The 25,504-nt window shown below is 71.2% G+C and carries 21 protein-coding genes and 1 pseudogene; 9 read left to right on the top strand and 13 right to left on the bottom strand.

Features of this window, described 5'->3' with window-relative positions:
- Positions 1 to 9 precede the first annotated feature (9 nt).
- Positions 10 to 765, top strand: coding sequence for a class I SAM-dependent methyltransferase (locus ACYVGD_RS16315; RefSeq protein ID WP_460744836.1), 756 nt, complete (start codon positions 10 to 12; stop codon positions 763 to 765).
- A 3-nt stretch (positions 766 to 768) separates the two neighbouring features.
- On the opposite strand, the gene ACYVGD_RS16310 is transcribed toward ACYVGD_RS16315, so the two are convergent.
- From ACYVGD_RS16310 to ACYVGD_RS16290, 5 genes are read right to left on the bottom strand one after another with little or no spacing between them, the layout of a single operon-like run.
- Complete coding sequence (locus tag ACYVGD_RS16310; protein ID WP_460744835.1) at positions 769 to 1,995, bottom strand: VWA domain-containing protein; 1,227 nt, start codon at positions 1,993 to 1,995, stop codon at positions 769 to 771.
- Positions 1,988 to 4,363: a DUF5682 family protein gene (locus ACYVGD_RS16305; protein ID WP_460744834.1), complete on the bottom strand. Its 2,376-nt coding sequence runs from the start codon at positions 4,361 to 4,363 to the stop codon at positions 1,988 to 1,990. The genes ACYVGD_RS16310 and ACYVGD_RS16305 overlap by 8 nt, the downstream gene beginning before the upstream one ends.
- Positions 4,364 to 4,371: 8 nt before the next feature.
- Complete coding sequence (locus ACYVGD_RS16300; RefSeq protein ID WP_460744833.1) at positions 4,372 to 5,463, bottom strand: ATP-binding protein; 1,092 nt, start codon at positions 5,461 to 5,463, stop codon at positions 4,372 to 4,374.
- The gene (locus tag ACYVGD_RS16295; protein ID WP_460744832.1) at positions 5,460 to 6,917 is read right to left on the bottom strand and encodes a DUF5691 domain-containing protein; all 1,458 of its coding nucleotides are present in this window, start codon (positions 6,915 to 6,917) and stop codon (positions 5,460 to 5,462) included. Before ACYVGD_RS16295 ends, ACYVGD_RS16300 begins: the two co-directional genes overlap by 4 nt.
- Positions 6,914 to 8,224, bottom strand: a complete 1,311-nt coding sequence (locus tag ACYVGD_RS16290) for an SWIM zinc finger family protein (RefSeq protein WP_460744831.1) — start codon at positions 8,222 to 8,224, stop codon at positions 6,914 to 6,916. The genes ACYVGD_RS16295 and ACYVGD_RS16290 overlap by 4 nt, the downstream gene beginning before the upstream one ends.
- Before the next feature lie 94 nt (positions 8,225 to 8,318).
- On the opposite strand from ACYVGD_RS16290, the gene acs reads away from it, so the two are divergent.
- From acs to ACYVGD_RS16260, 6 genes are all read left to right on the top strand, one after another.
- Entirely contained in the window at positions 8,319 to 10,280 is a 1,962-nt protein-coding gene (gene acs, locus ACYVGD_RS16285) for an acetate--CoA ligase (protein WP_460744830.1), read from the top strand.
- A 190-nt stretch (positions 10,281 to 10,470) separates the two neighbouring features.
- Positions 10,471 to 11,721 (top strand): Na+/H+ antiporter NhaA, encoded by a 1,251-nt coding sequence (nhaA, locus tag ACYVGD_RS16280; protein WP_460744829.1) that lies wholly within the window; start codon positions 10,471 to 10,473, stop codon positions 11,719 to 11,721.
- 95 nt (positions 11,722 to 11,816) lie between these two features.
- A complete protein-coding gene (locus ACYVGD_RS16275) occupies positions 11,817 to 12,317 on the top strand; it encodes a phage holin family protein (RefSeq protein WP_460744828.1) in 501 nt (166 codons plus the stop codon).
- Between the two features lie 40 nt (positions 12,318 to 12,357).
- Complete coding sequence (locus tag ACYVGD_RS16270) at positions 12,358 to 13,131, top strand: ROK family protein (RefSeq protein ID WP_460744827.1); 774 nt, start codon at positions 12,358 to 12,360, stop codon at positions 13,129 to 13,131.
- A gap of 126 nt (positions 13,132 to 13,257) precedes the next feature.
- Positions 13,258 to 14,682: an FAD-binding protein gene (locus ACYVGD_RS16265; protein ID WP_460744826.1), complete on the top strand. Its 1,425-nt coding sequence runs from the start codon at positions 13,258 to 13,260 to the stop codon at positions 14,680 to 14,682.
- 23 nt (positions 14,683 to 14,705) lie between these two features.
- On the top strand, positions 14,706 to 15,467 hold the full coding sequence (locus ACYVGD_RS16260) for a decaprenylphospho-beta-D-erythro-pentofuranosid-2-ulose 2-reductase (RefSeq protein ID WP_460744825.1): 762 nt from the start codon (positions 14,706 to 14,708) through the stop codon (positions 15,465 to 15,467).
- Between the two features lie 59 nt (positions 15,468 to 15,526).
- Here ACYVGD_RS16260 and ACYVGD_RS16255 read toward each other — a convergent pair whose 3' ends face one another.
- The 6 genes and pseudogenes from ACYVGD_RS16255 to ACYVGD_RS16230 all read right to left on the bottom strand — a co-directional run bounded on the left by ACYVGD_RS16255 (position 15,527) and on the right by ACYVGD_RS16230 (position 19,914).
- The gene (locus ACYVGD_RS16255; protein ID WP_460744824.1) at positions 15,527 to 16,609 is read right to left on the bottom strand and encodes a peptidoglycan-binding protein; all 1,083 of its coding nucleotides are present in this window, start codon (positions 16,607 to 16,609) and stop codon (positions 15,527 to 15,529) included.
- Positions 16,610 to 16,911: 302 nt separating this feature from the next.
- The gene (locus tag ACYVGD_RS16250; RefSeq protein ID WP_460744852.1) at positions 16,912 to 18,015 is read right to left on the bottom strand and encodes a peptidoglycan-binding protein; all 1,104 of its coding nucleotides are present in this window, start codon (positions 18,013 to 18,015) and stop codon (positions 16,912 to 16,914) included.
- 131 nt (positions 18,016 to 18,146) lie between these two features.
- Positions 18,147 to 18,410 (bottom strand): response regulator transcription factor, encoded by a 264-nt coding sequence (locus ACYVGD_RS16245; protein WP_460744850.1) that lies wholly within the window; start codon positions 18,408 to 18,410, stop codon positions 18,147 to 18,149.
- 76 nt (positions 18,411 to 18,486) lie between these two features.
- Positions 18,487 to 18,717 (bottom strand): annotated as a pseudogene (locus tag ACYVGD_RS16240) (response regulator); the annotation flags it as partial.
- A 50-nt stretch (positions 18,718 to 18,767) separates the two neighbouring features.
- Positions 18,768 to 19,565 (bottom strand): sensor histidine kinase, encoded by a 798-nt coding sequence (locus tag ACYVGD_RS16235; RefSeq protein WP_460744823.1) that lies wholly within the window; start codon positions 19,563 to 19,565, stop codon positions 18,768 to 18,770.
- Complete coding sequence (locus ACYVGD_RS16230; RefSeq protein WP_460744822.1) at positions 19,462 to 19,914, bottom strand: hypothetical protein; 453 nt, start codon at positions 19,912 to 19,914, stop codon at positions 19,462 to 19,464. The genes ACYVGD_RS16235 and ACYVGD_RS16230 overlap by 104 nt, the downstream gene beginning before the upstream one ends.
- 140 nt (positions 19,915 to 20,054) lie before the next feature.
- Between ACYVGD_RS16230 and ACYVGD_RS16225 the strand changes: the two genes are divergently transcribed.
- Positions 20,055 to 20,930 carry a lysostaphin resistance A-like protein gene (locus ACYVGD_RS16225; protein ID WP_460744821.1) on the top strand — a complete coding sequence of 292 codons (876 nt, stop codon included), beginning with the start codon at positions 20,055 to 20,057 and terminating at the stop codon, positions 20,928 to 20,930.
- 21 nt (positions 20,931 to 20,951) lie between these two features.
- Here ACYVGD_RS16225 and ACYVGD_RS16220 read toward each other — a convergent pair whose 3' ends face one another.
- Positions 20,952 to 21,323, bottom strand: coding sequence for a GNAT family N-acetyltransferase (locus ACYVGD_RS16220; RefSeq protein WP_460744820.1), 372 nt, complete (start codon positions 21,321 to 21,323; stop codon positions 20,952 to 20,954).
- A gap of 110 nt (positions 21,324 to 21,433) precedes the next feature.
- Here ACYVGD_RS16220 and ACYVGD_RS16215 point away from each other — a divergent pair, with 110 nt between their 5' ends.
- Entirely contained in the window at positions 21,434 to 23,602 is a 2,169-nt protein-coding gene (locus ACYVGD_RS16215; protein WP_460744819.1) for a RecQ family ATP-dependent DNA helicase, read from the top strand.
- Positions 23,603 to 23,670: 68 nt separating this feature from the next.
- Here the strand turns inward: ACYVGD_RS16215 and ACYVGD_RS16210 are convergent, their stop codons facing one another.
- Positions 23,671 to 25,404: a glycerol-3-phosphate dehydrogenase/oxidase gene (locus tag ACYVGD_RS16210; protein WP_460744818.1), complete on the bottom strand. Its 1,734-nt coding sequence runs from the start codon at positions 25,402 to 25,404 to the stop codon at positions 23,671 to 23,673.
- Positions 25,405 to 25,504 lie beyond the last annotated feature (100 nt).

Raw genomic sequence — 25,504 nt, 5'->3', positions numbered from 1 at the left:
GTTTGCCCCATGACCTCCCGACGCACCGCCTACCCGCCGCAGGCCGTCGCGTGGATGGTCGGAGACGAGAATCGCCGCGTGCTCGACGTCGGCACGGGCCGGGGCGGCCTGGCAGCCATGCTCGTGGACGCTGGCCACACCGTCCACTGCGTCGACGAGGACCACCGCCGCGTACGCCGCCTCCACACGCGCCTGCCGAGCGCCCACCCGTTGGTAGCGAAGGCCGAGGCGCTGCCGTACGACAGCTGCCGCTTCGACGTCGTCACCGTGCACGAGTCGCTGACGCGGTTCGCACCGGGCCTCGCCCTCGCCGAGTTCGCGCGGGTGCTGCGGCCCGGCGGCCACCTCGCCGTGGTGTTCGACAGCCGCGACGACACGGTGCCCTGGGTCAAGCGCCTCGCCCGCCGCATGCAGCAGGTCGATCCGACCGCGATGCGCGGTTCCTACGGCGACGAGACCATCGCCGCGCTGGAGGAGTCGCCCTACTTCCCCGACATCGAGCAGCAGGCGTTCCGCAATTGGATCCCGATCGACCGCCGCGGCCTGCTCGCCATGGTCGACAACCGTCCCGCGGTCGCCGAGGCCGACCCCGCCGACCGCGAGGCGTTGTTCCACGACGTGGCCGAGATCTACGACGCCTCGGCCCGCGCGCCCGAGCCGCTGCTGCTGCCGTTCCAGTCGATGTGCTGGCGCGCGTACGTCGACCACAGCGAGCTCACCCAGCCCGTCACCGAGGACTCGCTGAAGATCTCGATCCGCTTCTGAGGGTCAGCCCTCCGCGGCGGCCCGGTCGGCCTCCTGCTGCGACCACGCCAGCAGGTCGTCGCCGCCGATCGCAGCGGCGAGCAGGTCGGGGAACTGGTCGGGCGTGCAGGCGAACGCCGGGATGTCCAGGTCGACGAGGTCGGCGGCGAGGTTGCGGTCGTACGACGGCGCACCGGAGTCGCTGAGCGCGAGCAGGGCCACGACCTGGACGCCGGCCTCCTTCATCGACCGCATCCGCGCCAGCATCTCGTCGCGGATGCCGCCCTCGTACAGGTCGGAGATCAGCACGAAGATCGACTGCGTGGGGTTGGTGATCAGGCTCTGGCAGTACGCGATGGCGCGGTTGATGTCGGTGCCCCCGCCGAGCTGGGTGCCGAAGAGCACCTCCACCGGGTCGTCGAGCCGGTCGGTGAGGTCGACGACAGCCGTGTCGAACACGACGATCGACGTCTTCAACGACTGCATCGACGCCAGCACCGCGCCGAAGATCGACGAGTAGACCACCGACTCCGCCATCGACCCCGACTGGTCGATCGCCAGCACGATGTCGCGCTGCACGCCCATGCCGGCGCGGGCGTACCCCACCAGCCGCTCGGGCACGACGGTCCGGTGCTCCGGCAGGTAGTTCTTCAGGTTCTTCGCGATGGTGCGATTCCAGTCGATGTCGCGCAAGCGCGGCCGATGGGTGCGGGCGGCGCGGTTCAGCGCCCCCTTCACCGCGGTCTTCGTCTTCTCGGCGATCCGCTTCTCGATCTCCTCGACGACCTTCGCGACGACGGTACGCGCGGTCGCCCGCGAGGTCTCCGGCATGACCGAGCCCAGCTCGACCAGCGTCGACACGAGGTGGACATCGGGCTCGACGGCCTCCATCAGCTCGGGCTCCAGCAGCAGCCGCTTCATGTTCAGCCGCTCAACGGCGTCGCGCTGCATCACCTGGACCACGGTGTTCGGGAAGTAGGTGCGGATGTCGCCCAGCCAGCGCGTCACGCTCGGTGCCGAACCCCCCAGCCCGGCGCCGCGCACGCCGCCCGCCTTCTCGCCGTCGTACAACCTGGCGAGCGCGGCGTCCATGCGGCGGTCCGGCTCCGCGGAGAGCCTGTTGGTGCCCGACGAGTCGTCGGCTCCCAGCACTAGCCGCCAACGACGCGCGCGGTCGATCTCGCCGCTCTCCGCGGGCACGTCCAGGGCGTCATCGAGGTCGCCTCGGTCGGGTGCGAGGTCGTCACTCATGGTCGCCTCCCATCAGGGCCCGCACGGTCGCCAGCACGCCGGCGGCGAGCTCGGGGTCGAAGGTCACGTCGGTGGCGGCCTCGGCCGGTGCGACGGGCTCGAGGCGGCGTACGCGGTCGGCGATCGCGCGCCGCTCGGTCAGGGCGTATGCGCCGAACGTACGCCGCAGCATCGGCACCACCGACACGAAGTCGCCCTCGTCGAGCTCGCCCAGCCACTCGTCGAGGATCGACAGCAGCTCGACCGAGTGGACGAGCAGCAGCGCCGATCCGGACAGGAAGCCCTCGACCCATGCCGCCTTCTCGGGGGCGGTCGTGCCGTGCGACAGGGCTCGCGACAGGCGCCGCTCGGCTTCGTCGTGGGACGACCCGTCGACGACGAGCGCGTCGGCGTCCAGCAGCAGCCGCACGAGCCGACCGGCAAGCAGGCCCGTGACGTCGCCGCGGTCGATGATCTCGCGCAGCGTGGCCAGCCAGGCCGCCTCGGCGTCGGGGTCCTCGAGCAGCGCCATCACCTCGTGGGCCGCCTCGACGTGGCCGATCAGCTCGGCGGCCGCCTCGCCGCCGAGACCACCGGCGGCCGCGGGCAGGCCGGCACAGATGCGGGCCAGCAGCGCCACCGCCACCTCGGTCAGCGACCCGGTGTCTGTGCCGCGCACGTCGCCGTAGCGCCGCGCCCGCACCAACGGTCCGAATGCCTGCAGCAGCTGGCTGACGTCGTTGTCCTGGGCGGCGTGGTGGTCGAGCGCGGTCAGCAGCGTGGGCAGCGCGCCGGACAGGTCGGCCCGCAACGCCGACTCGACCGCGGCCGTGACGGACGGCAGAGACGTCGCCCGGTCGACGAGCCTCGCGGCGGCGGCGTCGGCGACCGTCGTGCCCCACAGCGATGCCTCGATGACGTTGACGGCGTAGACGGGGTCCCACGCGATCTCCCAGGCCTCCTTGAACGTGCCCGTGCCGGTGGTCTCGTGCTCCTCGCCCCACGGGACGCCGACGATCCGCAACCGCTGCAGCAGCCGCGACCTCTCCCGGTCGTTGTCCTTGCGGAGGTCGAGGACGAGCTCCTTCGGCTCGGGGTCGAGCTTCAGCCGCAGCGTCCGCGCGCGGGCGCGCAGGTCGGCCTCCAGTGGCATCGACGGCGCCGTGTCGGGCACGGTGCCGAGCCGCTCGCCCACCACCGCGTCTCGGGTGACGAGGTCGAGCGCCAGCCGGTTGCCGTCGCACATCACGGCCAGCGTCGCCTCCATCACTTCATCGAGACCGGGCAGCGGCCGGCCGCGGATCACGGCCAAGGTCTCGGCCAGGCGTACGGCCTCGATGACGTGTGCAGACGACACCGGCAGGTCGTGCTTGCGCAGCACGCGCGCCACGCCCGTCAGCCAGCGCACGAGCGTCTGGTCGGACTCGGTGAACAGGTGGAAGTACCAGCCGGGCGAGTCGATGCCCGCGCCGTAGCCTGAGCGGTACGCCAGCCTCGAGTGCGTCCACGGCACCCAAGTCATCGTCACCTTGCGCTTCGGCAGGCCGCGCAGCGTCTTGTTGTCGGCCGTCGCGGGCGGCAGCTTGCCCGTGAGCGCGGGCACGTGCCACGCACCGCAGACCACGGCCACCCGCTCGAACTCCTTCGTGGCGGCCCGCAGCACCTTGCGCATGTGGGCCTCGCGCCGCGCCTCCCGCAGCTCCTCGGCCTCGGAGCGCCGGCGGCGGAGCCCCTCGGGCCCGTCCGGGTCCTCGCGCAGCACCGACATCGCCTCCGCGACCGCGTCGAACGGGTCGCCCTCGAAGCGGTGCTCGATGACGTCCTCCCACCATCGCTCGGGGTCGTCGTGGCCCGCCGCGTGGGCCAGCAGCGCGATCGGGTCGTCGCGGACCTGGTCGGCGGGGTCGGGCCACTCTTCGCTCGGCTCCGTCTCCTCGGTCCCGCTCGGATCGGGTTCGTCCACCTCGCCCGGCTGGGGGGCGTCCACCTCGCCCGCGGGACGGGGGTCGTCGGCCAACACCGTCGCAGCGGGCAGGTCCATGAACCGCACCGGGCGGTGGTGGGCCACCGCCCAGCGGATGGCCTGCCACTCGGGCGAGAATGAGGCCAGCGGCCACAACGACGCACGCGACGGCTCGTCGGTCGCGTACGCCAGCAGCGCCACCGGCGGCTGGAGGTCCGGCGAGGTCGCGTACCCCACGAGCGCGTCGGCCTCCGGCGGGCCCTCGATCAACACGACCTGCGGGTCGTACGCGGCCAGCGCAGCCGCGACCGCGCGGGCGGATCCCGGCCCGTGGTGGCGTACGCCGAGGACGCGCACCGGCGGGACCACGGCCACCTCCCCGGCAGCCGGGTCCTCGGCGTGCGTGTCCACGCTCGGCTCGGTCATGGGATCGTTCACCGCACCTCGCGGGCGGCCCGGTAGAAGTCCTTCCAGCCGTCGCGCTCCTTCACGACGGTCTCGAGGTATTCCTTCCACGCGACGGCGTCGGTGACGGGGTCCTTGATGACCGAGCCGATGATGCCCGCGGCCACGTCGGAGGCCCTCAGCGTGCCGTCGCCGAAGTGGGTGGCGAGCGCCATGCCGTTGGTGATCACCGAGATGGCCTCGGCGGTCGACAGCGTGCCCGACGGCACCTTCAGAGACGTCTTGCCGTCGACGGTCACGCCGCCGCGCAGCTCGCGGAAGACCGTGACGACGCGGCGGATCTCGGCGATCGCGTCGGGCACCTCGGGCAGCTCGAGCGCGCGTCCCAGGTCGGCCACACGCCGGGCGACGATCGAGACCTCGTCGTCCTCGGTGGCGGGCAGCGGCAGGACGACGGTGTTGAAGCGGCGGCGCAGGGCCGAGGAGAGGTCGTTGACGCCGCGGTCGCGGTCGTTGGCGGTGGCGATGAGGTTGAAGCCGCGGGTCGCCTGAACCTCGGTGTTGAGCTCGGGCACGGGCAGCGTCTTCTCCGACAAGACGGTGATGAGGCCGTCCTGCACGTCGGAGGGGATACGGGTGAGCTCCTCGACGCGGGTGATGCGGCCCTCGGCCATGCCGGTCATGATCGGCGAGGGGACGAGCGCGGCCTTCGTCGGGCCCTCGGCGAGCAGGCGGGCGTAGTTCCACCCGTAGCGCACGGCCTCCTCCGCCGTTCCCGCGGTGCCTTGGACCAGCAGCGTCGAGTCGCCCGAGACCGCGGCGGCCAGGTGTTCCGAGACCCACGACTTCGCGGTGCCGGGCACACCCAGCAGCAGCAGGGCCCGGTCGGTGGCGAGCGTGGCGACCGCGACCTCCATGAGGCGGCGGTTGCCGACGTACTTCGGCTGGACCTCGAAGCCGTCGTCGAGCGTGCCGCCCATCAGGTAGGTCACCACCGCCCACGGCGAGAGCTTCCAGCTCGTGGGGCGGGGCCGGTCGTCGACCTCGGCGAGGTGGGCGAGCTCGGCGGCGAAGAGCTGTTCGGCGTGCGGGCGGAGGAGTTCCTCGGGCTTGTTGGTCATGGGCGGCTCCTAGCCTGGTCGACATCGGCGGGGTCTGGATCGGTGGGTTGGGCGATGGTGAGGGCGCGGCGCAGGTCGAGCGTCATCGCCGACGTGCTGGTCGCGTTGCGCAGGGCCGGGACCTCGCGCCCCAGGTCACGCAGGCGGCCGGCGACGTCGACGCGCCCGTGCGGGTCGACGCGCGTGGCTGCGGCGACCACGACCTCGCGCTGGCGTCCCTGGGTCGTACGCGAAAGCCAGTCGAGGAGCGGCTCGAGGATGCCGTCGGGCCACCGGTCGAGCGCGACCAGCAGCTCGGGCACGGAGTCGGGGTCCTTCTTCAGCAGCGAGCGCAGGTGGCCAGCCTGGGCCTCGGGCGACGCGACGGCCAGCAGGCGCGGCGTCAGGGTGCCGAGGTCGCGGCCCAGCAGCGCGGCGGCGACGTCGCCGTCCCCCTCGCGCAGCGCGACCCGGGCCAGGCCCTCGTCGAGCGTGAGCCCGTCATGGACGTCGCGTCCCACCAGCTCGACCGCGGACTTGCCGACGAGGGCGGGCCACAGCGACAGGGGTAACGTCCCCGCCAGCCAGGCCAGCACGGCCGAGGGCTTCGGATCGGCGGGGCCACCGTCGCGGGCGTCGACCTCGACCAGCCGCGGGTCGATCGACAGGCGCCGCAGCATGCCGCGCTTCGCCGCGGCGGCGACGCGTACGGCCGTGCGACCTGCCAGCGGGCTGTCGGTACGCAGCGCCTGCAGCTCGCGGGCGGTCTCCGAGACGACCTTGCTGCGGTCGTCGAGGCAGGCCTCGAGGAAGGGGAAGTCGTCGGGTCCCAGCCCGGTGCGCAGGGCGCGCAGGAGGCGTACGCGGCCCTCGGCGTTCTCCTTGGGCCACACCGCCTCCAGCGCGGCGCGGGCCGCGGCCGGGTCGTCGGCGCGGCGACACTCGAGCCAGGCGGCGCGACGTGCGAGAGTGCCGAGCTCCCACACCTCGTCCCCGCCGTGGGTCACGCCGTCGTCGGTGGCCGACCACACCTCGCGCTGGGCACGCAACCAGGCGCCGGCCTCGCCGAGGACCGCGCCTGCCGGATCGTGGAGACTGCGGTGGCGCAGGGTCAGGTCGAGCAGCTCGGGGACGATCTCAACCGGGACGCGCATGCCATGCTCCGCGAGCGATCCGAGCGCCTCGCCGACGACCTCGTGGCGGTTGGCGCCCAGCGCCTGGCGGAACGCCGACACCCAGCCCCGCGGCGGCAGCGGCCGCGTCTCGGCGGGAAGATCGGGCGTCACGACCTCGCCGGTGGCGACACCCGCCGAGGCGCGGGCGGCCACGAGGTGGAGCGTCGCCGCGTCGAGCGCGACCTCGGGTGCGGTGGCACCGGTGCGGGGGCGCAACGGCTCGGGCAGCACGGCCGCGTCGAGCGGGTGCCGGGCGGTGCCCACGATCGCCGACGCGACGATCGCGTCGTGGGCGTTCACAGGATCACCAACCTTCCGTCGCTCACGTCCGCGTCGCCGAACGCCAGCGGGTTCAGACCCTCGGCCGACCACTCGCCGAGGATCGACACCGTCCGGGAGGTGGTCCGGGCCAGGCCGCCCCACAGCGCCTTCTCGGGGCCGACGACGCGCAGGCTCTGCCCCGTCTCGTCGGTCACGGCCCAGGCGTCGTCGACTCGGCCGAGGCGGCCGCGTACGGCGACCGGCCACAGGCCGAGCCACGGGTCGAGGGCGAGCGCGTCCGCGTACGCCCGGCGTACCTGCGCCGCGGTGCCCGCGTCGGGAACCCACGCGGGGGCCTTCGCGGAATCCGCGTGGCGCCGTCCGACCGCCGCGCGCATCGGCGCGACGCCGGGGAAGAAGTGGAGATCGAGCTCGTGCACGGTGCCGGGGGTCAGCTGGGCGTCGAAGGCCGTCCCCGCGGCGGCGAACAGCAGCACCAGCGCCCAGCGCCCCGTCTCGATGCCACGCAGCCAGACGCGGCGGGTGGTCACGCGCTCGTCGTCGTCGATGTCGTGGAGACCGACGACGACCCAGCGGTCGCGTACGCCGGGCTGGTCGGCGACCACCTCGGCCTGCGGCAGCGAGAAGCCCACGTGGGCCCGGACGGTCGCCCGCAGGTCGTCGGCGAGGGCGTCGCGGCGCGGCCAGGTCGTGGCGAGCAGGCGTATGAGCCCGAGCTCGCCGAGCAGTTCGGCCGGGTCGCCGGTGACGTCCTCCGGCAGACTGCGCAGCATCGCGGCCACCCCCGGCGCCTGCGCGTCGACCATGCGGGCGGCCATGTGCTCGGCCCAGCCCGCGCGTACGCTGCCCGCCAGCCCGTGGGCCACCTGGTCATCGATCCACGTCACGAGGTCGGCCAGGCCGCCGGTGACCCGCTCCTCGCGCTGCGCCAGGCGCGCCGCGGCCGCCGCGATCTGCTCCGGCGTACGCTCCTTCGGCTCGGCCGGCTCGGGCTTCGCCTCCCTGGGCCTCGGCGCCCACGACGGCGGCTCGGCTACCGACCCGTCCTCGGCGAGCTGTCCCTGCGCCCACAGGAACAGCAGACCGAGCGCGTGCTTGCAGGGGAACTTCCGCGACGGGCACGAACAGCGGTACGCGGGGGCCTGCGTGTCGACCGACACCTTGTAGGGCGTCTTCGACGAGCCGCGGCACTCGCCCCACACCATGGCGCCCTGTTGGCCGGTCCCCGACCATGGGGCGGGCGTCGCGAGCTTGCGTCCCGCCACCTCGGCCTTCGAGTCGGGCGCGGCGGCGACGACACGGTCGACGCTCCATCGCTCAGCCATGCGCCGCAGGCTAGTCCCGCACAGGTTCGTGCGGCGGGACAACCGACCCCCTGGGGGGGTGACGCGGGTCACTGTGGTCGGTAACCTCGCCCGCATGAGCGACGAAGCCCAGAAGCCCCAGGACACGCTGTCGAACCTGTCGAGCGAGGACCGCACGTTCCCGCCGCCGGCCGATCTCGCCGCGCAGGCGAACGTCACCGAGCAGACGCTTCAGGAGGCCACCGCCGATCCAGAGGCGTTCTGGGCCCGGCAGGCCGAGCGCCTGTCGTGGGGCCAGCGTCCGACGCAGACCCTCGACTGGTCGAACCCGCCGTTCGCGAAGTGGTACGCCGACGGCACGCTCAACGCGGCGTACAACTGCCTCGACCGTCACGTCGAGGCCGGTCACGGCGACCGCGTCGCCTTCCACTTCGAGGGCGAGCCGGGCGACGAGCGCACCATCACGTACGCCGACCTCACCCGCGACGTGTGCAGAGCCGCCAACGCCCTGTCGAAGCTGGGCGTCAAAGCCGGCGACCGCGTCGCGATCTACCTGCCGATGATCCCCGAGGCCGTCGTGGCGATGCTCGCGTGCGCCCGCCTCGGCGCCCCACACGTGGTGATCTTCGGCGGCTTCTCATCCGACGCCGTGTCGACACGCATCAACGACTGCGGCGTCGAGGTCGTCATCACCGCCGACGGCGGCTACCGTCGCGGCAACCCCTCGGCGCTCAAGCCCGCCGTCGACGCGGCGCTCGAGAAGTGCCCCCAGGTCAAGAACGTGCTCGTCGTGAAGCGCACCGGCCAGGAGACCGGGATGACCGAGGGCCGCGACCAGTGGTGGTCCGACGTCGTCGATGGCGAGTCCGACCAGCACACGCCCGAGATGTTCCCCGCCGAGCAGCCGCTGTACGTCATGTACACCTCCGGCTCGACCGGCAAGCCCAAGGGCATCCTCCACACCACCGCCGGCTACCTCGTCGGCACCTCCTACACCCACTGGGCGAGTTTCGACCTCAAGCCCGAGACCGACGTGTTCTGGACCGCCGCCGACATCGGCTGGGTCACCGGACACTCCTACCTCGTCTACGGCCCGCTGGTCAACGGCACCACGTCTGTCATGTACGAGGGCACCCCCGACACGCCCCACCAGGGCCGCTTCTGGGAGATCGTCGACAAGTACGGGGTCACCCAGCTCTACTGCGCCCCCACCGCGATCCGCACGTTCATGAAGTGGGGCCAGGACATCCCGGCCAAGTACGACTTGACGAGTCTGCGCATCCTCGGCTCGGTCGGCGAGCCCATCAATCCCGAGGCATACGTCTGGTACCGCGAACACATCGGGCGCAACCGCTGCCCCGTCGTCGACACGTGGTGGCAGACCGAGACCGGCATGCACATGATCGCGCCCATGCCGGGCGTGGCCGACGGCAAGCCCGGCGCGGCGATGCGCGCCGTCCCCGGCGTCACCGTCGACGTCGTCAACGAGGAGGGCCGGCCGGTCGGCAACGGCGAGGGCGGCTACCTCGTCGTCACCAAGCCCTGGCCAGCCATGCTGCGTACGTTGTGGGGCGACGACCAGCGCTTCGTCGACACCTACTGGTCGCGCTTCGACAACATGTACTTCGCCGGTGACGGCGCGAAGAAGGACAACGACGGCGACATCTGGCTGCTCGGCCGCGTCGACGACGTCATGAACGTCTCCGGCCACCGCATGTCGACCACTGAGATCGAGTCGGCGCTCGTGTCCCACCCGAAGGTCGCCGAGTCGGCGGTCGTCGGCGCGACCGACCCCACCACCGGGCAGGCCATCGTCGCGTTCGTCATCCTGCGCGGTGACGCGGGCGACGGCGGCGAGGGCATCGTCGACGAACTGCGCAAGCACGTCGCCAAGGAGATCGGCCCCATCGCCAAGCCGCGCCAGATCATGGTCGTCGACGAGCTGCCGAAGACGCGCTCGGGCAAGATCATGCGCCGACTGCTCCGTGACATCGCCGAGAACCGCGACCTCGGCGACGTGACGACGCTGACCGACTCCAGCGTCATGGACACCATCAAGCAGAACATGGGCAAGTAGGAGGCCGCGTACAACAGGCTGAAAACTCCACGACAGGCCATGCAACGCCTGTTGTGGAGTTTTCAGCCTGTTATGACGCGGTGGGGGCGACCTCTGTTCGGAGAGCGGCGAGGTACCGGCTGGTAAAGTGGCGCACGGTGTGCCGGGAAGTCTGGTCGGCGTCGTCCGTCCCGACCCCGAAAGTGAGCCAATGGCTTCTGCGCCTGCGAGCCCGAACAACCCCGACACCGAACCCACGTCGCGCCGCGAACGCCTGTTCGCACGGTTGAACGCCGAGGACGCGCGCGTACTCCCCGCCCTGCTGCGGCAGGAGACCACCGGTGGGGTGCTGATGCTGGTGGCCACCGTGGCGGCGCTGCTGTGGGCCAACCTCGCCGGCGACAGCTACGAGGCGGTGCGCCACACCTACCTCGGCCCGCTGAACATCCAGCACTGGGCCGCCGACGGGCTCCTGACGATCTTCTTCTTCGTGGCCGGGCTCGAGCTGAAGCGTGAGCTCACGTCCGGCTCGTTGTCGAAGCCGGCCGAGGCGCTCGTGCCGATCGTCGCCGCGATCTCCGGCATGATCGTGCCCGCGCTGTTATACGTGGCGGTGAACGTCGCGACGCACGACGGCCATCTGGGTGGCTGGGCCATCCCCATGGCCACCGACATCGCGTTCGCGCTGGCCATCCTCGCCGCGACCGCGCCGCGGCTGCCGACCAGCCTGCGGGCATTCCTGCTCACCCTGGCCATCGTCGACGACCTCGGCGCGATCCTCGTGATCGCGTTCGTGTTCACCGAGACCATCCACTTGGTGTGGCTGGCCGTCGCCGCGGCCTGCGCCGTGGTGTGGTTCCTGCTCCAGCGCCGTCACGTCGACCATTGGGCGTTCTACGTGCCGCTGTTCGTGCTGGCCTGGTGGGCGATGCACGAGTCGGGCGTTCACGCCACGATCGCCGGCGTGTTGCTCGGCCTGCTGTCCCGCTCGGACGCCGACGACCCGCACGACCCGGTCGACCGCTGGGGCCACTTCTGGCACCCGATCTCCGCGGGCTTCGTCGTGCCCGTGTTCGCGCTGATGTCCGCCGGTGTGGCCGTCACGGTCCCCGCGCTGAGCGCCGTGGTGACCGAGCCGGTCGGGCTCGGCATCATCCTCGGCCTCGTCGTGGGCAAGCCGCTGGGCATCTTCGCCGGCGCCTGGCTCACCGCGAACCTGACCCGCGCCCAGCTCGCGGCCGACCTCTACTGGCGCGAGGTGCTCGCGGTCGCGATGGTCGGCGGCGTCGGCTTCACCGTCGCCCTGTTCGTGTCCGAGCTCGCGTTCCCGGCCGAGCCCGCCGTCGTCGAGACCGCCAAGGCGGGCGTGCTCGTCGCGTCTTTGGCCGCAGGTGTCGTGGGTGCGCTGGCGCTGGCCTTCCTGTCCAGACGACGGCCCGACGACCTGCCCGACCGCATCTGATCGCCGTCTCGCCGCCCTCCGGCCGGCCGGTCTGACACGCCGTCCGCCATGGGGGCCCTACTCCGATCCATCAACAAACCGTTAGGCTCAGACCCATGGCGCACCAATTCGTTCCCGGCGACGGCCGCACCCAGACCCACGCGACGCCCGCGGTGGGCGACCTGGTCAAGCTCATCTCCGATGACGTGAAGACGTTGGTCCAAGGCGAGATCCAGCTGGCCAAGTCCGAGCTCGTCCCGTCGGCGAAGAACGCCGGCGTGGGCGCTGGCATGTTCGGTGCCGCCGGCTATCTCGGCCTCAACGCCGTGTCGCTGCTGTTCATCGCCGGTGCGCTCGGCTTCGCGAAGCTCTTCGACGCCCCCACCGGCTGGATCGCCCTCGGATTCGTGTCGATGGCCGGCGTCCTGCTCGTTCTTGCCGGCATCCTCGCGCTCATCGGCAAGGGCCGCATCGACAAGGTCAAGGGCCCGGAGCGCACCCAGGCCCACGCCCAGGCCACAGTCGACCAGGTCAAGGCCGCCGTGACCCGCGCCAACGCCGAGGTCAAGACGAACGCCCTCGAGCGCAAGACGTTCGAGCACCCCGACCTCCGCTGACATGCGCCCCGTCGGGGCGCTCGAGCTCGGCGGGAGCCACTTGAGCTCCGCCGCAGTCGACCCGCGGACCGGGGACGTCGTCGAGCACACGAGAATTCCGCTGCGCGCCGGCGTCCCATTCGACGAGCTGACCGCCCTCGTCGCGGACGCCGCCGGGCGCATCCGCAGCACCCGCTGGGGCGTCGCCATCCCCGGCCCCTTCGACTACGCCCGCGGCATCGGCGGCCACCATCCCGGCGGCAAGCTCGCCTGTCTCGCCGGGCGGGATCTGCGCACCGCCTGGGCACCGATCCTCGGCGAGACGACGTGGCTCAATGACGCCGACGCCTTCGGGGTCGGCTGCCACGCCTCGCTCGGCAGGCCGGAGCGGCTGCTGGGTCTCACCCTGGGCTCCGGCATCGGATCCGCCTTCGTCGTCGACGGGTTGCCCGTGGCCGAGGGGCCCTGCGTACCCCCGCACGGGGAGGTGCACGACCTGCCGCACGACGGCGGGACGATCGAGGGCCAGCTGGGCCCCGCGGCCATCGCCGCCCGCCTCGGGGCACCCGACCTCGGGACGCTGTGCCGAAGGGCGCGCCGTGACCCGGCGACGCTTGGGGCGCTGCGTACCGCTATGGGCGATCTCGCCCGTGCGCTCGCCTCGGCAACCACGGGATTCGCGCCGTCGGTCGTCGCGGTCGGCGGCTCCCCCACGCGTTCGTGGGACCTCTTCGGCGACGCCTTCGCCACGGGACTCGGAGGCGTACGCGTGGTGCCGTTGACCGACACCGAGCAGGTGGCCCTGGCCGGTGCGGCCCTGTACGCGGCCCGGTGACCCGTCACCCGCCGGTCCTCCTGCTGTCCATGAAGTAGGGCGGCGGTGACCCGCGTACGCGTGATCTCGCTCTCCCCCGGGCTGGCGCCCGCTGCACAGGGTCGACCAGGGAGTAGCCTCGACGTGATGTCTATCGAGATTCTGCCCACGACGCCCCAGAAGCTGTGGGGCTGGGGGCGCACGGCGCCCACCACCGCGCAAGTCCTGTCCACGCCCGATGTCGAGATGATCGCTCGCGCCGTGGCCCAGGTCGCCGACGACAACGACTCCAAGCCCGCCCACCTGCGCCGAGGGATCATCGCGCGCGGGCTGGGACGCTCTTACGGTGACGTGGCCCAGAACTCCGGTGGTCTGGTCGTCGACATGACCCCGCTGCGCACCATCCGCAGCATCGACCCCGACACCGCGATCGTCGACCTCGACGCCGGTGTCGACCTCGAAAGCTTCATGAAGGCCGCGCTGCCGTACGGCCTGTGGGTCCCCGTCCTGCCCGGCACCCGCCAGGTGACCGTCGGCGGTGCCATCGGCAACGACATCCACGGCAAGAACCACCACTCGGCCGGCTCGTTCGGCAACCACGTCGTCGAGATGTCGCTGCTCGTCGCCGACGGGCGCGTGCTGACGCTGACGCCCGAGGGCTCGACCGACGACCCGACCGCCGAGCTGTTCTGGGCGACCGTCGGCGGCATGGGCCTGACCGGCATTATCCTGCGCGCGAAGATCCGCATGACGCGCACTGAGACGGCGTACTTCATCGCCGACGACGACCAGACCAGCAACCTCGACGAGACCATCGCGATCCACAGTGACGGCTCCGAGAAGAACTACACCTACTCCTCCGCCTGGTTCGACGCGATCTCCGCACCGCCGAAACTTGGCCGCGCCGCGATCTCCCGCGGCTCGCTGGCCACGCTCGACCAGCTCAAGGAGTACGCGCCCAAGCTCGCGAAGGACCCGCTGGCGTTCAAGGCGCCGACGCTGATGACGTTCCCGGACATCTTCCCCAACGGTCTGGCGAACAAGGCCAGCTTCATGTTGGTGGGAGAGGCGTACTATCGCATGGGCGGGACGCACCGGAACCAGATCAAGAACCTGACGCAGTTCTACCACATGCTCGATCTGTTCGGTGAGTGGAACCGGGCCATGGGTCCGGCGGGCTTCCTGCAGTACCAGACGCTCGTCCCGACCGAGGCCGTCGAGCCGTTCAAGCAGGTCATCCGCGACATCCAGAAGTCTGGCCACTACTCGTTCCTGAACGTGTTCAAGCTGTTCGGCCCCGGCAACCAGGCGCCCCTCTCGTTCCCCATGCAGGGCTGGAACGTCTGCGTCGACTTCCCGATCAAGAAGGGCCTCGGCGAGTTCTGCAATGAGCTCGACAAGCGCATCATGGAGTTCGGCGGCCGTGTCTACACCGCCAAGGACTCCCGCGTCTCCGCTGAGAACTTCCGCCGCATGTACCCGCGCACCGACGAGTGGGTCGCTACCCGTCGCGCCATCGACCCCAACGGCGTCTTCGCCTCCGACATGGCCCGCCGCCTCGAGCTGGTCTGACCCCGCCCGAAAGGAAACCCCCTGTGATCAACGCCGTCGGCGCTCCCCAGAAGATCCTGCTGCTCGGAGGCACCTCCGAGATCGGCCTGTCCATCGTCGAGGAATACCTCAAGAAGGGCCCCGCCCGCGTCGTCCTCGCCGCGCTCCCGAACGACCCGATGCGTGACGCGTCCGTGGCCCAGATGAAAGCCGCCGGCGCGGCCGACGTCGAGGTCATCGACTTCGACGCCGTCGACTTCGACTCCCACCCCGCGATGATCGAGCGCGCGTGGACCGGCGGCGACGTCGACCTCGCCATCGTCGCCTTCGGCATGCTCGGCGACGCCGAGGAGCTGTGGCAGGACCAGAAGAAGGCCGTCTTCGCCTGCCACCTCAACTACACAGGCGCCGTCTCGGTCGGCGTCCTGCTGGGCCAGAAGATGAAGAACCAGGCCCACGGACAGATCGTGGCCATGAGCTCGGCCGCCGGCCAGCGCGTACGCCGCTCCAACTTCGTCTACGGCTCCCAGAAGGCCGGCCTCGACGGCTTCTACACCTGCCTGGGCGAGGCGCTCGCGCCGTTCGGCCCGCGCGTGCTGGTGGTGCGCCCCGGCCAGGTGCGTACGCGCATGTCGAACCACCTCGACGAGGCCCCGCTCACGATCGACAAGGAGAAGGTCGCCGAGCTGGTCGTGAAGGCCACCGACTCCAAGAAGGAGATCGTCTGGACGCCGCCGGCCTTCGAGGCGGTCATGCTGGTGCTGCGCCACATCCCGCGCCCGATCTTCCGCAAGCTGCCGATCTGATCGCTGACAGGATTGGCCCGGACCCCAGGGGGTCCGGGCCAAGTCGTTCGAGGAACCGGTCAGTGCCGCTCGCACACGGTCGAGGCCGGGGCCGACGAGCCGGAAAGATACTTGTAGGCCACCTTGAAGTCGGTGCAGCGCTCGCGGTCCTCCGGGAGGTACTCGGCCGGATTGCCCCACCCGTACCCGATGTAGCGGCTGACCCGGCCCATGTCGAAGGCGTCCGCGGCGGCGTTGCTGTCGTAGACGTAGCCCTGCCAGTACCACCCCGCGATCTTCGCGGAGTAGGCCCGGTAGGCGGCACGGTCCGCGTTGGCACCGGTCAGGTCGACGCCCAGGAACGCGCTCGCCTTCTGGTAGTTGTACTCGCCGGTGAGCTGGATGTAGCCGCGGCCGCGATAGTGGTCGCTGCGGTTCTGCACGATGCCGTAGTCGAACCCGGACTCGTTGGCGAGGGTGGCGAGGAAGGCAGCCTTGCGCTTGGGGGTGGTGATGCCGCGGGCACGCATCTCGGCGTTGAGGCCAGGCAGGCCCTCCTGGACCCGCGACGTCGCGGCCACCTTGCCGGGGAACATCGCCTCGAGGTCGGCGCGCGTGATATCGCCCGACCTCGGCGGGGTGGTGGGCGCTGGCGCCGAGTCCGACGACCCGCCGAACAGGGCGCGCCAGGTCTTCCACTCGGCGACGCCGTTGGCGGTCAGCCCCTTCTTCCTCTGGAAGTCGACGACCGCGTTGTGGTCCGACCAGGAGAAGTCCCCGTCGTCGGTGACGATCTTGTAGCCGTGGTGGCGCAGCAGGGCCTGGAGAGCGCGTACCTCGACGCCGGTGTCGCCGCGCTGGACGCGCAGGGCGAGGTGGGCCTGGACCTCGGCGTCGGCGATGCCGTCGACCTTGAGCCCCTTGGCCTTCTCGAACGCCTTGACGGCGTTCACCGTCGTCGAGCCGTAGTGGGCGTCGGTGACGAGCGAGTAGCCGTGGGCGCGCAAGAGGTACTGGATCGAGGCGACGCGGGCGTCCTGCTGCCCCGGGCGGACCGACGGGGCCACGGCCGCGTTGGCGGTGACGAGCCCGACCGGTGCGACGACACCGGCGGTGGCGACGACGGCGGCAGCGCCGACGAGTATGCGCTTGGAGAGATTCATGGGTTGTCCTCAGGGTGGGTGACGGAATACCGGGACGCTATCCCCCTGGCTCCTCGGACGCGCCCCGGATCCCACGGATGTTTCCACCGGAGATTTCCTGTGTGGCCAAGGAAAACCGGCCCTCGGCGGTCCACGACCAGCCGAACACTCCACACCAGTCCGGGCAACGCCCGTCATGGAGCTTTCGGTCCGGTTCGGCGCTGCGCACGGTGTACGCGGGTGCGGATGCGGATGCGGCGAGGGTACGGACGGCGAGGGCCCCGGCGATACCGGGGCCCTCGGACGCTGCACGTCGGGGAACGTCAGTGGCGCGCGCAGATGGTGGACGCCGGGGCGTTCTGACCCGAGAGGTACTTGTACGCACGCTTGAACGAGTCGCAGCGGTGACCGTCCTCGGCGCGAGCGCGGGCGTTCGACTTGTTGTCGTAGCCCACGTTGCGCGAGATGCGACCCATGTCGAAGCGGTCGGCGGCACCGTTGCTGCTCGGCCGCGCCTCCGTCCAGTACCAGCCGGCGATGTTGGCCGAGTAGGGCAGCTGCGAGGCGCGGACCTGATTGGCACCCATGAGGTTGACGCCGATGCCCTTGCCGGCGTCGCGGTAGTTGAAGTCACCGGTGAGCTGGATGTAGCCGCGGCCACGGTAGACGTGGGTGCCGTAGCCCTTCTCGCCGATCGCGTAGTCAAAGCCCGACTCGTGGGCGAGCGTGGCGAGGAAGGCGGCCTTGCGGGCGGCGGTGTTGATGTTGCGTTTGCGCATCTCGGCGTTGAGGTGGGGCAGACCCTCCTCGACCCGACGCGTGTCGGCGACGCGACCGGGGAACATCTTCTCGAGATCGGCGCGGGTGATGTCACCCGGGTGGGGCTTGCCGGGCGGCGGGGGCGGCTTCGGCGGGTCGGTCGGCTTGCCGGCCGACGCCCCGAACAGCGCGGCCCAGGTCTTGGGGCCGGCGACGCCATCCGTGGCCAGGCCCTTCTTCTTCTGGAAGGACACAAGAGCCGCACGCGTCCGCGGGCCGAAGGAGCCGTCGGCGGCGATGGTCGCGCCGTGGTGGCGGAGCATCGTCTGCAGGGCGCGTACGGCGTTGCCCTGGTCGCCGTGGCGAACCGTCGGAGCCAGCTTGGCCTGCGTCGCGGGACCGGCGATGCCGTCGACCTTGAGGCCATGCTTCTGCTGGAAGGCGCGGACCGCGGCCTCCGTCTGCTTGCCATAGCTGCCGTCGACGCCGATGTTGTGACCGTGGTGACGCAGCAGGTACTGCACCGACGTGACGAGGGTCGACTTGTTGCCGATGCGCAGGTCGGCGGCGGTGGCGGTCTGCGCGGTCATGATGCCCACGGGGGCAGCCACACCGAGCAGCGCGACGGCCGCGGCGGCCGAGGCGACGAACTTCTTCGAGGTCTTCATGACAGGTCCTTCAGGGAGGAGGAGAGCCGGTGACACCCATGACGCTAGGCGGCGCGATGCGTCCCCGACAGCCCGTGACCCCCGGATGTTTCCACCGGAGATTTCCTGTGCAGGAAAAAATTCCGGTCGATTCAGCCGTGGAACGCCCGATACAGCGCGAGCGCGAGCGCGGTGCGGTCGCGCTGGTCGAGCTTGCGCAGGAGGTTCGACACGTGGTTCTTGACGGTGCCCTCGGCGAGCACGAGCTCGGCGGCGATCTCGGCATTGGTGCGGCCCGCGGCGACGAGCTCGGCGACGGTCCGCTCGGTGCGGGTGAGGATCGCTAGGGGGTCGTCCCGGGGGGGTCTCGCCGGACAGCGCGATGCGGGCCACCCGCGGATCGATGACCAGCCCACCGGCGGCGACCTCGGCGATGGCCTCGGCCAGCCGGTCGGTGGAGACGTCCTTGAGGAGGAATCCCGCCGCGCCGGCCCCGATCGCCCCCCGCACGACGGCCTCGTCGTCGAACGTCGTCAGCATGAGGGCGGGCAAGTCCGGGTGTGCCTTCGCCAGCTCGGCGATCAGGGTCATGCCGTCCATGCCGGGCATGCGGGCGTCGGTCAGCACGACGTCGGGTTCGCAGCGCGTGACCATGGCCAGCGCCTCCCTGCCGTCGGCGGCCTCCCCCACCACCTCGATGCCGTCGGTGGTCTCCAGCAGCATCCGCAACCCGCGGCGCAGGAGCTGCTGGTCGTCGACGATGAGCAACCTGATCATGCGTGCTTCCCTTCACGTACGGAACCGGTGAGGACGACGCCGCGCTCGTCGACGCGCGCGACGAACCGACCGCCGAGCTGTTCGGCGCGCTCCGTCAGCGAGCGCAGCCCGAAGCCCGCCTCGGTGTTCTCGAGTCCCTCGGTGCCACGCTCCCGACCGTTGTCGGCCAGCTCGATCTCGACACCGTCACCCTGCCAGTGGACGGTGATGTCCACCTCGTCGGCGCTCGAGTGGCGCAGGACGTTGGTCAGCCCCTCCTGCACGAGACGGTACGCGAACAGCGAGGCCTCCTTGCCGAGCGCGTGCTCCTCGCCGGTCTGGTGGACCTCCACCTTGAGCCCGGTGCCGCGGAAGCTCTCGGAGATCGCCTCGAACGCGGCGATGCCGGTGAGGTCGGTGTCGCGGGGCGGGTTGAGCGCGCGTACCCAGCGGCGCATGTAGGCGAGGGTGCCGCTCGCCTGCTCGCGGGCGTGCTCGACCTCGGCGAAGGCCTTGTCGGAGTCCTTGTCGCGCACGCGCATCGCGTACTCGAGCGACATGCCGATGAGCGTGAGCCTGTGCCCCAGCCCGTCGTGGAGCTCGCGCGCCGAGCGGGCCCGCTCTTCTGCGAGCATGAGCTCCTTCTCGACGTCGTGGGAGGCACGCAGCTCGGCGAGCAGGTCCTGGTTGGCGCGCCGCTCGCGGTCGAGCTCACGCAGGATCTGGCCCAGCAGCAGGCCGAGGCCGCCGAGCACGGCCAGGCTGATGGTCTCGACGAGGATGCCCACGGGCTGCTTGTACAGCGCCAGCATCATGATCGCCCCCTGGGCGGCGATCCCGCCGAGCGCGGGCGACGCCCCACCACAGACCCCAGGCGGCCACGACGAGCGCCAGCACGAGGATGACCACCAGCAGGCCGAGACCGCCGGAGCTGTTGAGCGTGGCACCGAGGACCCCCGCGTACGTGAGGATCATCCAGCGACGATCGGCGGTGCGGCGGTGGAGGATCCAGCCCGCGCCCATCGCGACACAGCCGATGACGGAGGTCACGACGACCCCCATGCCGAACGGCGAGCCGGGCAGCAACGCCCCCACCAGGCTCAGCAGGGTGACCACTCCCCAGATGACGTCCAGCAGGATCAGCATGCGTCGGGAGAGGCCCATGGGAGCAGCCTAGAGGCGCCGGTCCCGCCCCACCCATGACTCCGGTCACGGGTCGGCGGTCCCGCGGTCATCCTCGATGGCACCGAGGTGCTGACCGCCGCCACCTGTTCCGGCACATGATCGGCGGAAGAGTGGTGGCCATGAGCACAATCATCGAGTCCCAGACCCAGACCCCCTCCGAGACCACCGCCCCCGCGCCCCGCTGGCCGGCCTGGCTGCGCGCCGTCCTCACCCCCGTCCTGTTCGTCGTCACGATGCTGGTCTTCGTCGCCATCCAGTCGATCCCGGCCGTGACGGCCGCCCTCCAGCCGAAGGGTGTGACGTCGCTCGTCGCGCTGACCATCGGCTCCTGCCTGACGCTCGCGACGGTGTGTGCCCTCGTCGCACTGCTCATGCGCCACGTCGACCGCCGTCCGCTGCGCGAAGCCGGGTTCGTGTGGACCGCGCGCAGCCTGCCGCTGCTGGGCCTCGGGCTGGCGATCGCGCTCGTCGTCACCTGGGCGACGTTCCTCCCGGGTCTCGCGCTCGGGCAGATCCAGCGCGTCCCCATCCCCACCGAGCTGCTCACCCCGGGTGCCGTCGCCATGCAGATCTACGCGTCCCTGGTCATGGCGTTCATCCTGCAGGGCATCCCCGAGGAGCTGATCTTCCGCGGCTACCTGATGCAGGTGCTGCGCGACCGCCCGGTCGTCGCCTGCTGGGCGTCCGCTGGCCTGTTCGGCATCATCCACCTGCTGTCCACCGGCGGCCAGCAGAACGCGCTCGACCACGTCCTCTACCTGGCGCTGCCCTTCGGCTTCGGCTTCGCCGCCGCCGCGCTGGCCCTGCGCCTGCGCTCGGTGTGGGTGGCCGTCGGCATCCACGCCGGCTCGCACGTCGCCAACATGACGGGCAGCTTCCTCGGCATCATGGCCGAGGGACGCTTTTACTGGGCCGTCGGCGGACTGCTGTTCGTGCTCGTCGGTCTGGTGGTCCTGCGCGGCACGAAGGCCTCGCAGGTCGTGCTCGACCGCTGACCTGCGGGCGCCGGGCGCCCCTCAGGACTCGACGAACTCCATGCCACGGGTCGTCGCCCACTCTCGGGCGGCGGCCCGCAGCGCGTCCTCCACGCCCCGGTTCTCCTTGCCGGGGCGAACGAACAGCCGCTCGGGCGTCACCGATCCGCCGCCGGTCTGGCCGGGCCACGGGAGGGGGCGTACGCGGGCGGCCACCAGCAGGCCGGCGTGCTCGCCGTCGAGCTCGGCCCACCACACAGGGTGCTGGTCGGCGTACTCGATCCAGCAGTCGGCGAAGAGGTCCATGAAACCGGGCTCGGGCACGAGGCCCTCCGCGCGGGCGGCCTGGATCGTCAGGGCGGCCACGAGCAGTGCATCGTCCACGCCGGCCTGGCGGATCCTGGGCTCTGTCATGGGGGCATGCTTCCACAGCGTGATGCCCCCCACGCCACTGCGGCCACAGGCGTTACCGACCCGTTGGAATAGCCGACGGCTCTGTCAGTGGTGTCCTGTTGACTGGTGCCATGACCACATCTCCGGGCATGCATCGAAACGACCTGCGAGGCGACGCCCTCGCCATCCTGCGTGACCTCACCGGACGCCCGGACGCCGACTTCCGTGACGGCCAGTTCGAGGCCATCGAGGCGCTCGTCGCCGACCGGCGCCGCGCGCTGGTCGTCCAGCGCACCGGCTGGGGCAAGTCGGCGGTCTACTTCGTGGCATGCCTGCTGCGTCGCCGCCAGGGCTTCGGACCGACGCTGATCGTCTCCCCCCTGCTCGCGCTGATGCGTGACCAGCTCGGCGCGGCCGAGCGGGCGGGCGTACGCGCGGCCGCGATCAGCTCGGCCAACACCGAGGATTGGGACGAGGTCATCGGTCGGGTCCACGCCGATGAGGTCGACCTGCTGCTGATCTCGCCCGAACGACTCACCAATCCGGGCTTCCGCGCCAACGTCATGCCGCGACTCATCGGCTCGCTCGGCCTGCTCGTGGTCGACGAGGCCCACTGCATCTCCGACTGGGGCCACGACTTCCGGCCCGACTACCGCCGCATCCGCGACCTCATCGGCGAGCTCCCGCCCGGCATCCCGGTGCTCGCGACGACCGCCACGGCCAACTCGCGCGTGGTGACCGACATCGAGGAGCAGCTCGGCGTACGCCTCGACGGTCAGGCCGAGGAGGTGTTCACCGTGCGCGGCTCGCTGGCCCGCGCCAGCCTGCGGCTGGGTGTGCTCGAGCTCCAGACCTCCCGCCAGCGGCTCGGCTGGCTGCTCGCCCACCTCGGCGAGCTGCCGGGCTCGGGAATCATCTACACGCTCACCGTCTCGGCGGCCGAGGACACCGCGCGGCTGCTCGCCGACAACGGCCACCGGGTGCTCGCCTACACCGGCCGCACCGACAACGTCGACCGCGAGCGCGCCGAGCAGGCACTGAAGGCCAACGAGGTCAAGGCGCTGGTCGCCACGAGCGCGCTGGGCATGGGCTTCGACAAGCCCGACCTGGGCTTCGTCGTCCACGTCGGTGCCCCCTCGTCCCCGGTCGCCTACTACCAGCAGGTGGGACGCGCCGGGCGTGCCACCGACAACGCCGACGTGCTGCTCATGCCCGGGACGGAAGACAGCGACATCTGGCGCTACTTCGCGACCGCCTCCATGCCCACCGAGCGCAAGGCCGGGTCGGTGCTCGAGGCGCTCGCGAACGCCGACAAGCCGTTGAGCGTGCCCGCCCTCGAGGCGCGCGTCGACCTGCGCCGCTCGCCGCTGGAGATGCTGCTGAAGGTACTTGCCGTCGACGGGGCCGTCGAGAAGGTCGGCGGCGGCTGGCGGCTCACCGGTCACCAGTGGGCGTACGACACCGAGCGCTACGAGCGCATCAACGCCTCCCGCGAGGCAGAGCAGAAGGCGATGAAGGAGTACGCGCGCACCGACCTGTGCCGCATGGAATACCTGGCCCGCCAGCTCGACGACGAGACCGCGACCCCGTGCGGGCGCTGCGACTCGTGCCAGCGGGCCCGTGGTGAGGCGCCGTGGTATCCGACGGACGTCCCCACCGACTGGACCGAGCGCGCCGACGCCCAACTGGCGAAGGTGGGGGTGCCGATCGAGCCGCGCGGCCAGTGGCCGTCGGGCATGGACCGCATGGGCGTGCCGGTGAAGGGCAAGATCAGGCCCGAGGAGGCCGTGGCGGAGGGCCGCGCGATCGCCCGCCTCACCGATCTCGGCCACGGTGGGTCGCTGCGCCGGCTGTTCGCGCCCGGCCCCGACGGCGAGCCCGTCGACGGCGAGATCACCCCCGAGCTGGCGCGTGCGTGCATCGAGGTACTCAAGGGGTGGGGCTGGAACGAGCGACCCGTCGCGGTCGTCAACGTGCCCTCGGCCACGCGGCCCAGACTCGTACGCTCCGTCGCCGCCGGTCTCGCCCAGGTCGGGCGTCTGGTCGATCTCGGCGAGCTCGACCTCGTGCCGGGTCTCCCCCAGCCCCAGCGCGGCAACAGCGCCTACCGCCTCGGGCAGGTCTGGGGCCGGTTCGCCGTGGGTGACGAGCTCGCCGCCCGGCTGGCCGACGTCCCGGGGCCCGTGCTGCTCGTCGACGACCGGGTGGACTCCCGCTGGACGATGGCGGTGGCAGGACGGGTGCTGCGGAGCGCGGGAGCCCCGGCGGTGCTGCCGTTCGCCCTGGCGCTGGAGGCCTGACTCAGAGCATCCCTCCGGGGGGCCCGCCGCCCGTCCGGATCACGGTCGGGCGGCGGGGAGAATCGGGGTCAGCGGACGGGGACGAGGTCCTCGACCTGCAGGCGGATCTTCTCGGCATCGGCGTCGTTGCGGGTCTCCTCGGCGGCGAGCTCGGCCTCTGCCCGGGCGCGGTAGGACTCCTTCTCGCGCTGGGTCACCGACTCGTCCCAGCCGAGCAGCGGAGCGATGACTCGGCAGATGTCGTCCATCGCCGCGACGCCGCGGTCGCGGGTCTCGAACGACAGGCGTACGCGGTGCAGGAGCACGTCCTCGAGGTGGAGGGCGCCCTCGTGGGTGACGGCGAACGCCACCTCGGCCCGCAGGTACGCCGGCGCCGACGGCAGCGGCTCGCCCAGCGACGGGTTTTCGGCGATCATGTCGAGCAGCACCTCGACCTCGGAGCCGTAGCGGCCCAGCAGGTGCTCCACCCGCGCCTCGTCGAAGCCGAGCTCCTTGGCCTGGCGCTCGAACTGGCGGCTGACCGCCGTGAGGCCGGCGCCGCCGACCAGCGGTGTGGTCGCAGTCACCGACGGGAGGGCCTTGGCCCGGGTCTCGCCGAGCGCGAAGTCGACGGCGTCCTCGGCCATGGCGCGGTACGTCGTGAGCTTGCCGCCCGCGATGACCGACAGGCCGGGGGCGATCTCGGCGACGGTGTGCTCGCGCGAGACCTTCGTCGACGAGCTGTCGTCGGCCTTCTTGGGCTGCAGCAGCGGGCGCAGGCCGGCGTATGTGCCAATGATGTCGTCGCGCGTGAGGTTCGACGAGAGCACCTCGTTGGCGTGCTCGAGGATGTAATCGACGTCCTCGGCGGTCGCGACCGGGTGCTGGCGGGCCTCGTGCCACGCGGTGTCGGTGGTGCCGATCACCCAGTAGCGCTGCCATGGGATGATGAACAGCACCGACTTCTCGGTGCGCAGGAACAGCCCCGCCTCGCCCTTGATGCGATCACGCGGGACGACGATGTGGATGCCCTTCGACGCCAGCACCTTAAGGCCGGTCTCGTCGGTGCGGGTGCGTAGGCGCTCCTGCGATTCCTCGGTCCACACGCCGGTGGCGTTGATGATGCGCGACGCCTTGATCGCGTGGCGCGTCCCGGTCTCGAGGTCCTCGACGATCGCGCCGGTGACGCGTCCCGAGCCGTTGGAGACGAACTCGACCACCTGGGTGCGCGAGGCGGCGTACGCGCCGTAGTCGGCGGCCGTGCGCACCAGGTCGATGACCAGGCGGGCGTCGTCGACGCGGGCGTCGTAGAAGCGGATCGAGCCGATGACCTTGTCGTGCTGGATGTCAGGGAACATCTCGAGTGTCTGCTTCTTCGACAGGTGCTTCTGGACGGGCACGGTCGACCCGTGCGAGCCGACCCTGGCGAGGGTGTCGTACATGCCGACGCCGACGGCCGAGTAGGAGCGCTCGATCAGCGGCATCTTCAGCGGCCACAGGAACGGCTGGGCCTTCACCAGGTGGGGCGCGATGGTCGTCAGCAGGCGACCGCGCTCGCGCAGCGCCTCGGCGACGAGTGCGAAGTCGAGGTTGTAGAGGTAGCGCAGGCCGCCGTGGACGAGCTTCGACGAGCGCGACGACGTGCCGGCGGCCCAGTCCTGCATCTCCACGATGCCGGTGCGCAGGCCGCGGGTGGCGGCGTCGAGCGCGATGCCGGCACCGGTGACACCACCGCCCACGACGAGGACGTCGAGCCCCTCGTCATCGGACATGGCCTCGAGCGACAGCTGGCGGTGCTCGGCGGTGAGGCGAGATGTGGTCATGGTTACCTCCTAGTACGGCGTACAAACAGTCTCACCCCGTGCTGCACATCCGATCAACCTCGCTGCACGATCGTGCAACGGGTTGTCGCGGCCCGGGACG

It is taken from the genome of Mariniluteicoccus endophyticus (genome assembly GCF_054780035.1).
Note: the sequence above shows the minus strand (reverse complement) of the source record. Positions and strands in the feature narration are given on the sequence as shown.

Excerpts from the sequence above, each read along its gene's own strand:
- ACYVGD_RS16265 (WP_460744826.1), top strand. The coding sequence starts at position 13,258 with ATGTCTATCGAGATTCTGCCCACGACGCCCCAGAAGCTGTGGGGCTGG.
- ACYVGD_RS16305 (WP_460744834.1), bottom strand. The coding sequence starts at position 4,363 with ATGACCGAGCCGAGCGTGGACACGCACGCCGAGGACCCGGCTGCCGGG.
- ACYVGD_RS16275 (WP_460744828.1), top strand. The coding sequence starts at position 11,817 with ATGGCGCACCAATTCGTTCCCGGCGACGGCCGCACCCAGACCCACGCG.
- ACYVGD_RS16255 (WP_460744824.1), bottom strand. The coding sequence starts at position 16,609 with ATGAATCTCTCCAAGCGCATACTCGTCGGCGCTGCCGCCGTCGTCGCC.
- ACYVGD_RS16310 (WP_460744835.1), bottom strand. The coding sequence starts at position 1,995 with ATGAGTGACGACCTCGCACCCGACCGAGGCGACCTCGATGACGCCCTG.
- ACYVGD_RS16250 (WP_460744852.1), bottom strand. The coding sequence starts at position 18,015 with ATGAAGACCTCGAAGAAGTTCGTCGCCTCGGCCGCCGCGGCCGTCGCG.
- acs (WP_460744830.1), top strand. The coding sequence starts at position 8,319 with ATGAGCGACGAAGCCCAGAAGCCCCAGGACACGCTGTCGAACCTGTCG.
- ACYVGD_RS16225 (WP_460744821.1), top strand. The coding sequence starts at position 20,055 with ATGAGCACAATCATCGAGTCCCAGACCCAGACCCCCTCCGAGACCACC.
- ACYVGD_RS16215 (WP_460744819.1), top strand. The coding sequence starts at position 21,434 with ATGACCACATCTCCGGGCATGCATCGAAACGACCTGCGAGGCGACGCC.
- ACYVGD_RS16315 (WP_460744836.1), top strand. The coding sequence starts at position 10 with ATGACCTCCCGACGCACCGCCTACCCGCCGCAGGCCGTCGCGTGGATG.
- ACYVGD_RS16230 (WP_460744822.1), bottom strand. The coding sequence starts at position 19,914 with ATGGGCCTCTCCCGACGCATGCTGATCCTGCTGGACGTCATCTGGGGA.
- ACYVGD_RS16220 (WP_460744820.1), bottom strand. The coding sequence starts at position 21,323 with ATGACAGAGCCCAGGATCCGCCAGGCCGGCGTGGACGATGCACTGCTC.
- ACYVGD_RS16210 (WP_460744818.1), bottom strand. The coding sequence starts at position 25,404 with ATGACCACATCTCGCCTCACCGCCGAGCACCGCCAGCTGTCGCTCGAG.
- nhaA (WP_460744829.1), top strand. The coding sequence starts at position 10,471 with ATGGCTTCTGCGCCTGCGAGCCCGAACAACCCCGACACCGAACCCACG.
- ACYVGD_RS16290 (WP_460744831.1), bottom strand. The coding sequence starts at position 8,224 with ATGGCTGAGCGATGGAGCGTCGACCGTGTCGTCGCCGCCGCGCCCGAC.
- ACYVGD_RS16300 (WP_460744833.1), bottom strand. The coding sequence starts at position 5,463 with ATGACCAACAAGCCCGAGGAACTCCTCCGCCCGCACGCCGAACAGCTC.
- ACYVGD_RS16235 (WP_460744823.1), bottom strand. The coding sequence starts at position 19,565 with ATGATGCTGGCGCTGTACAAGCAGCCCGTGGGCATCCTCGTCGAGACC.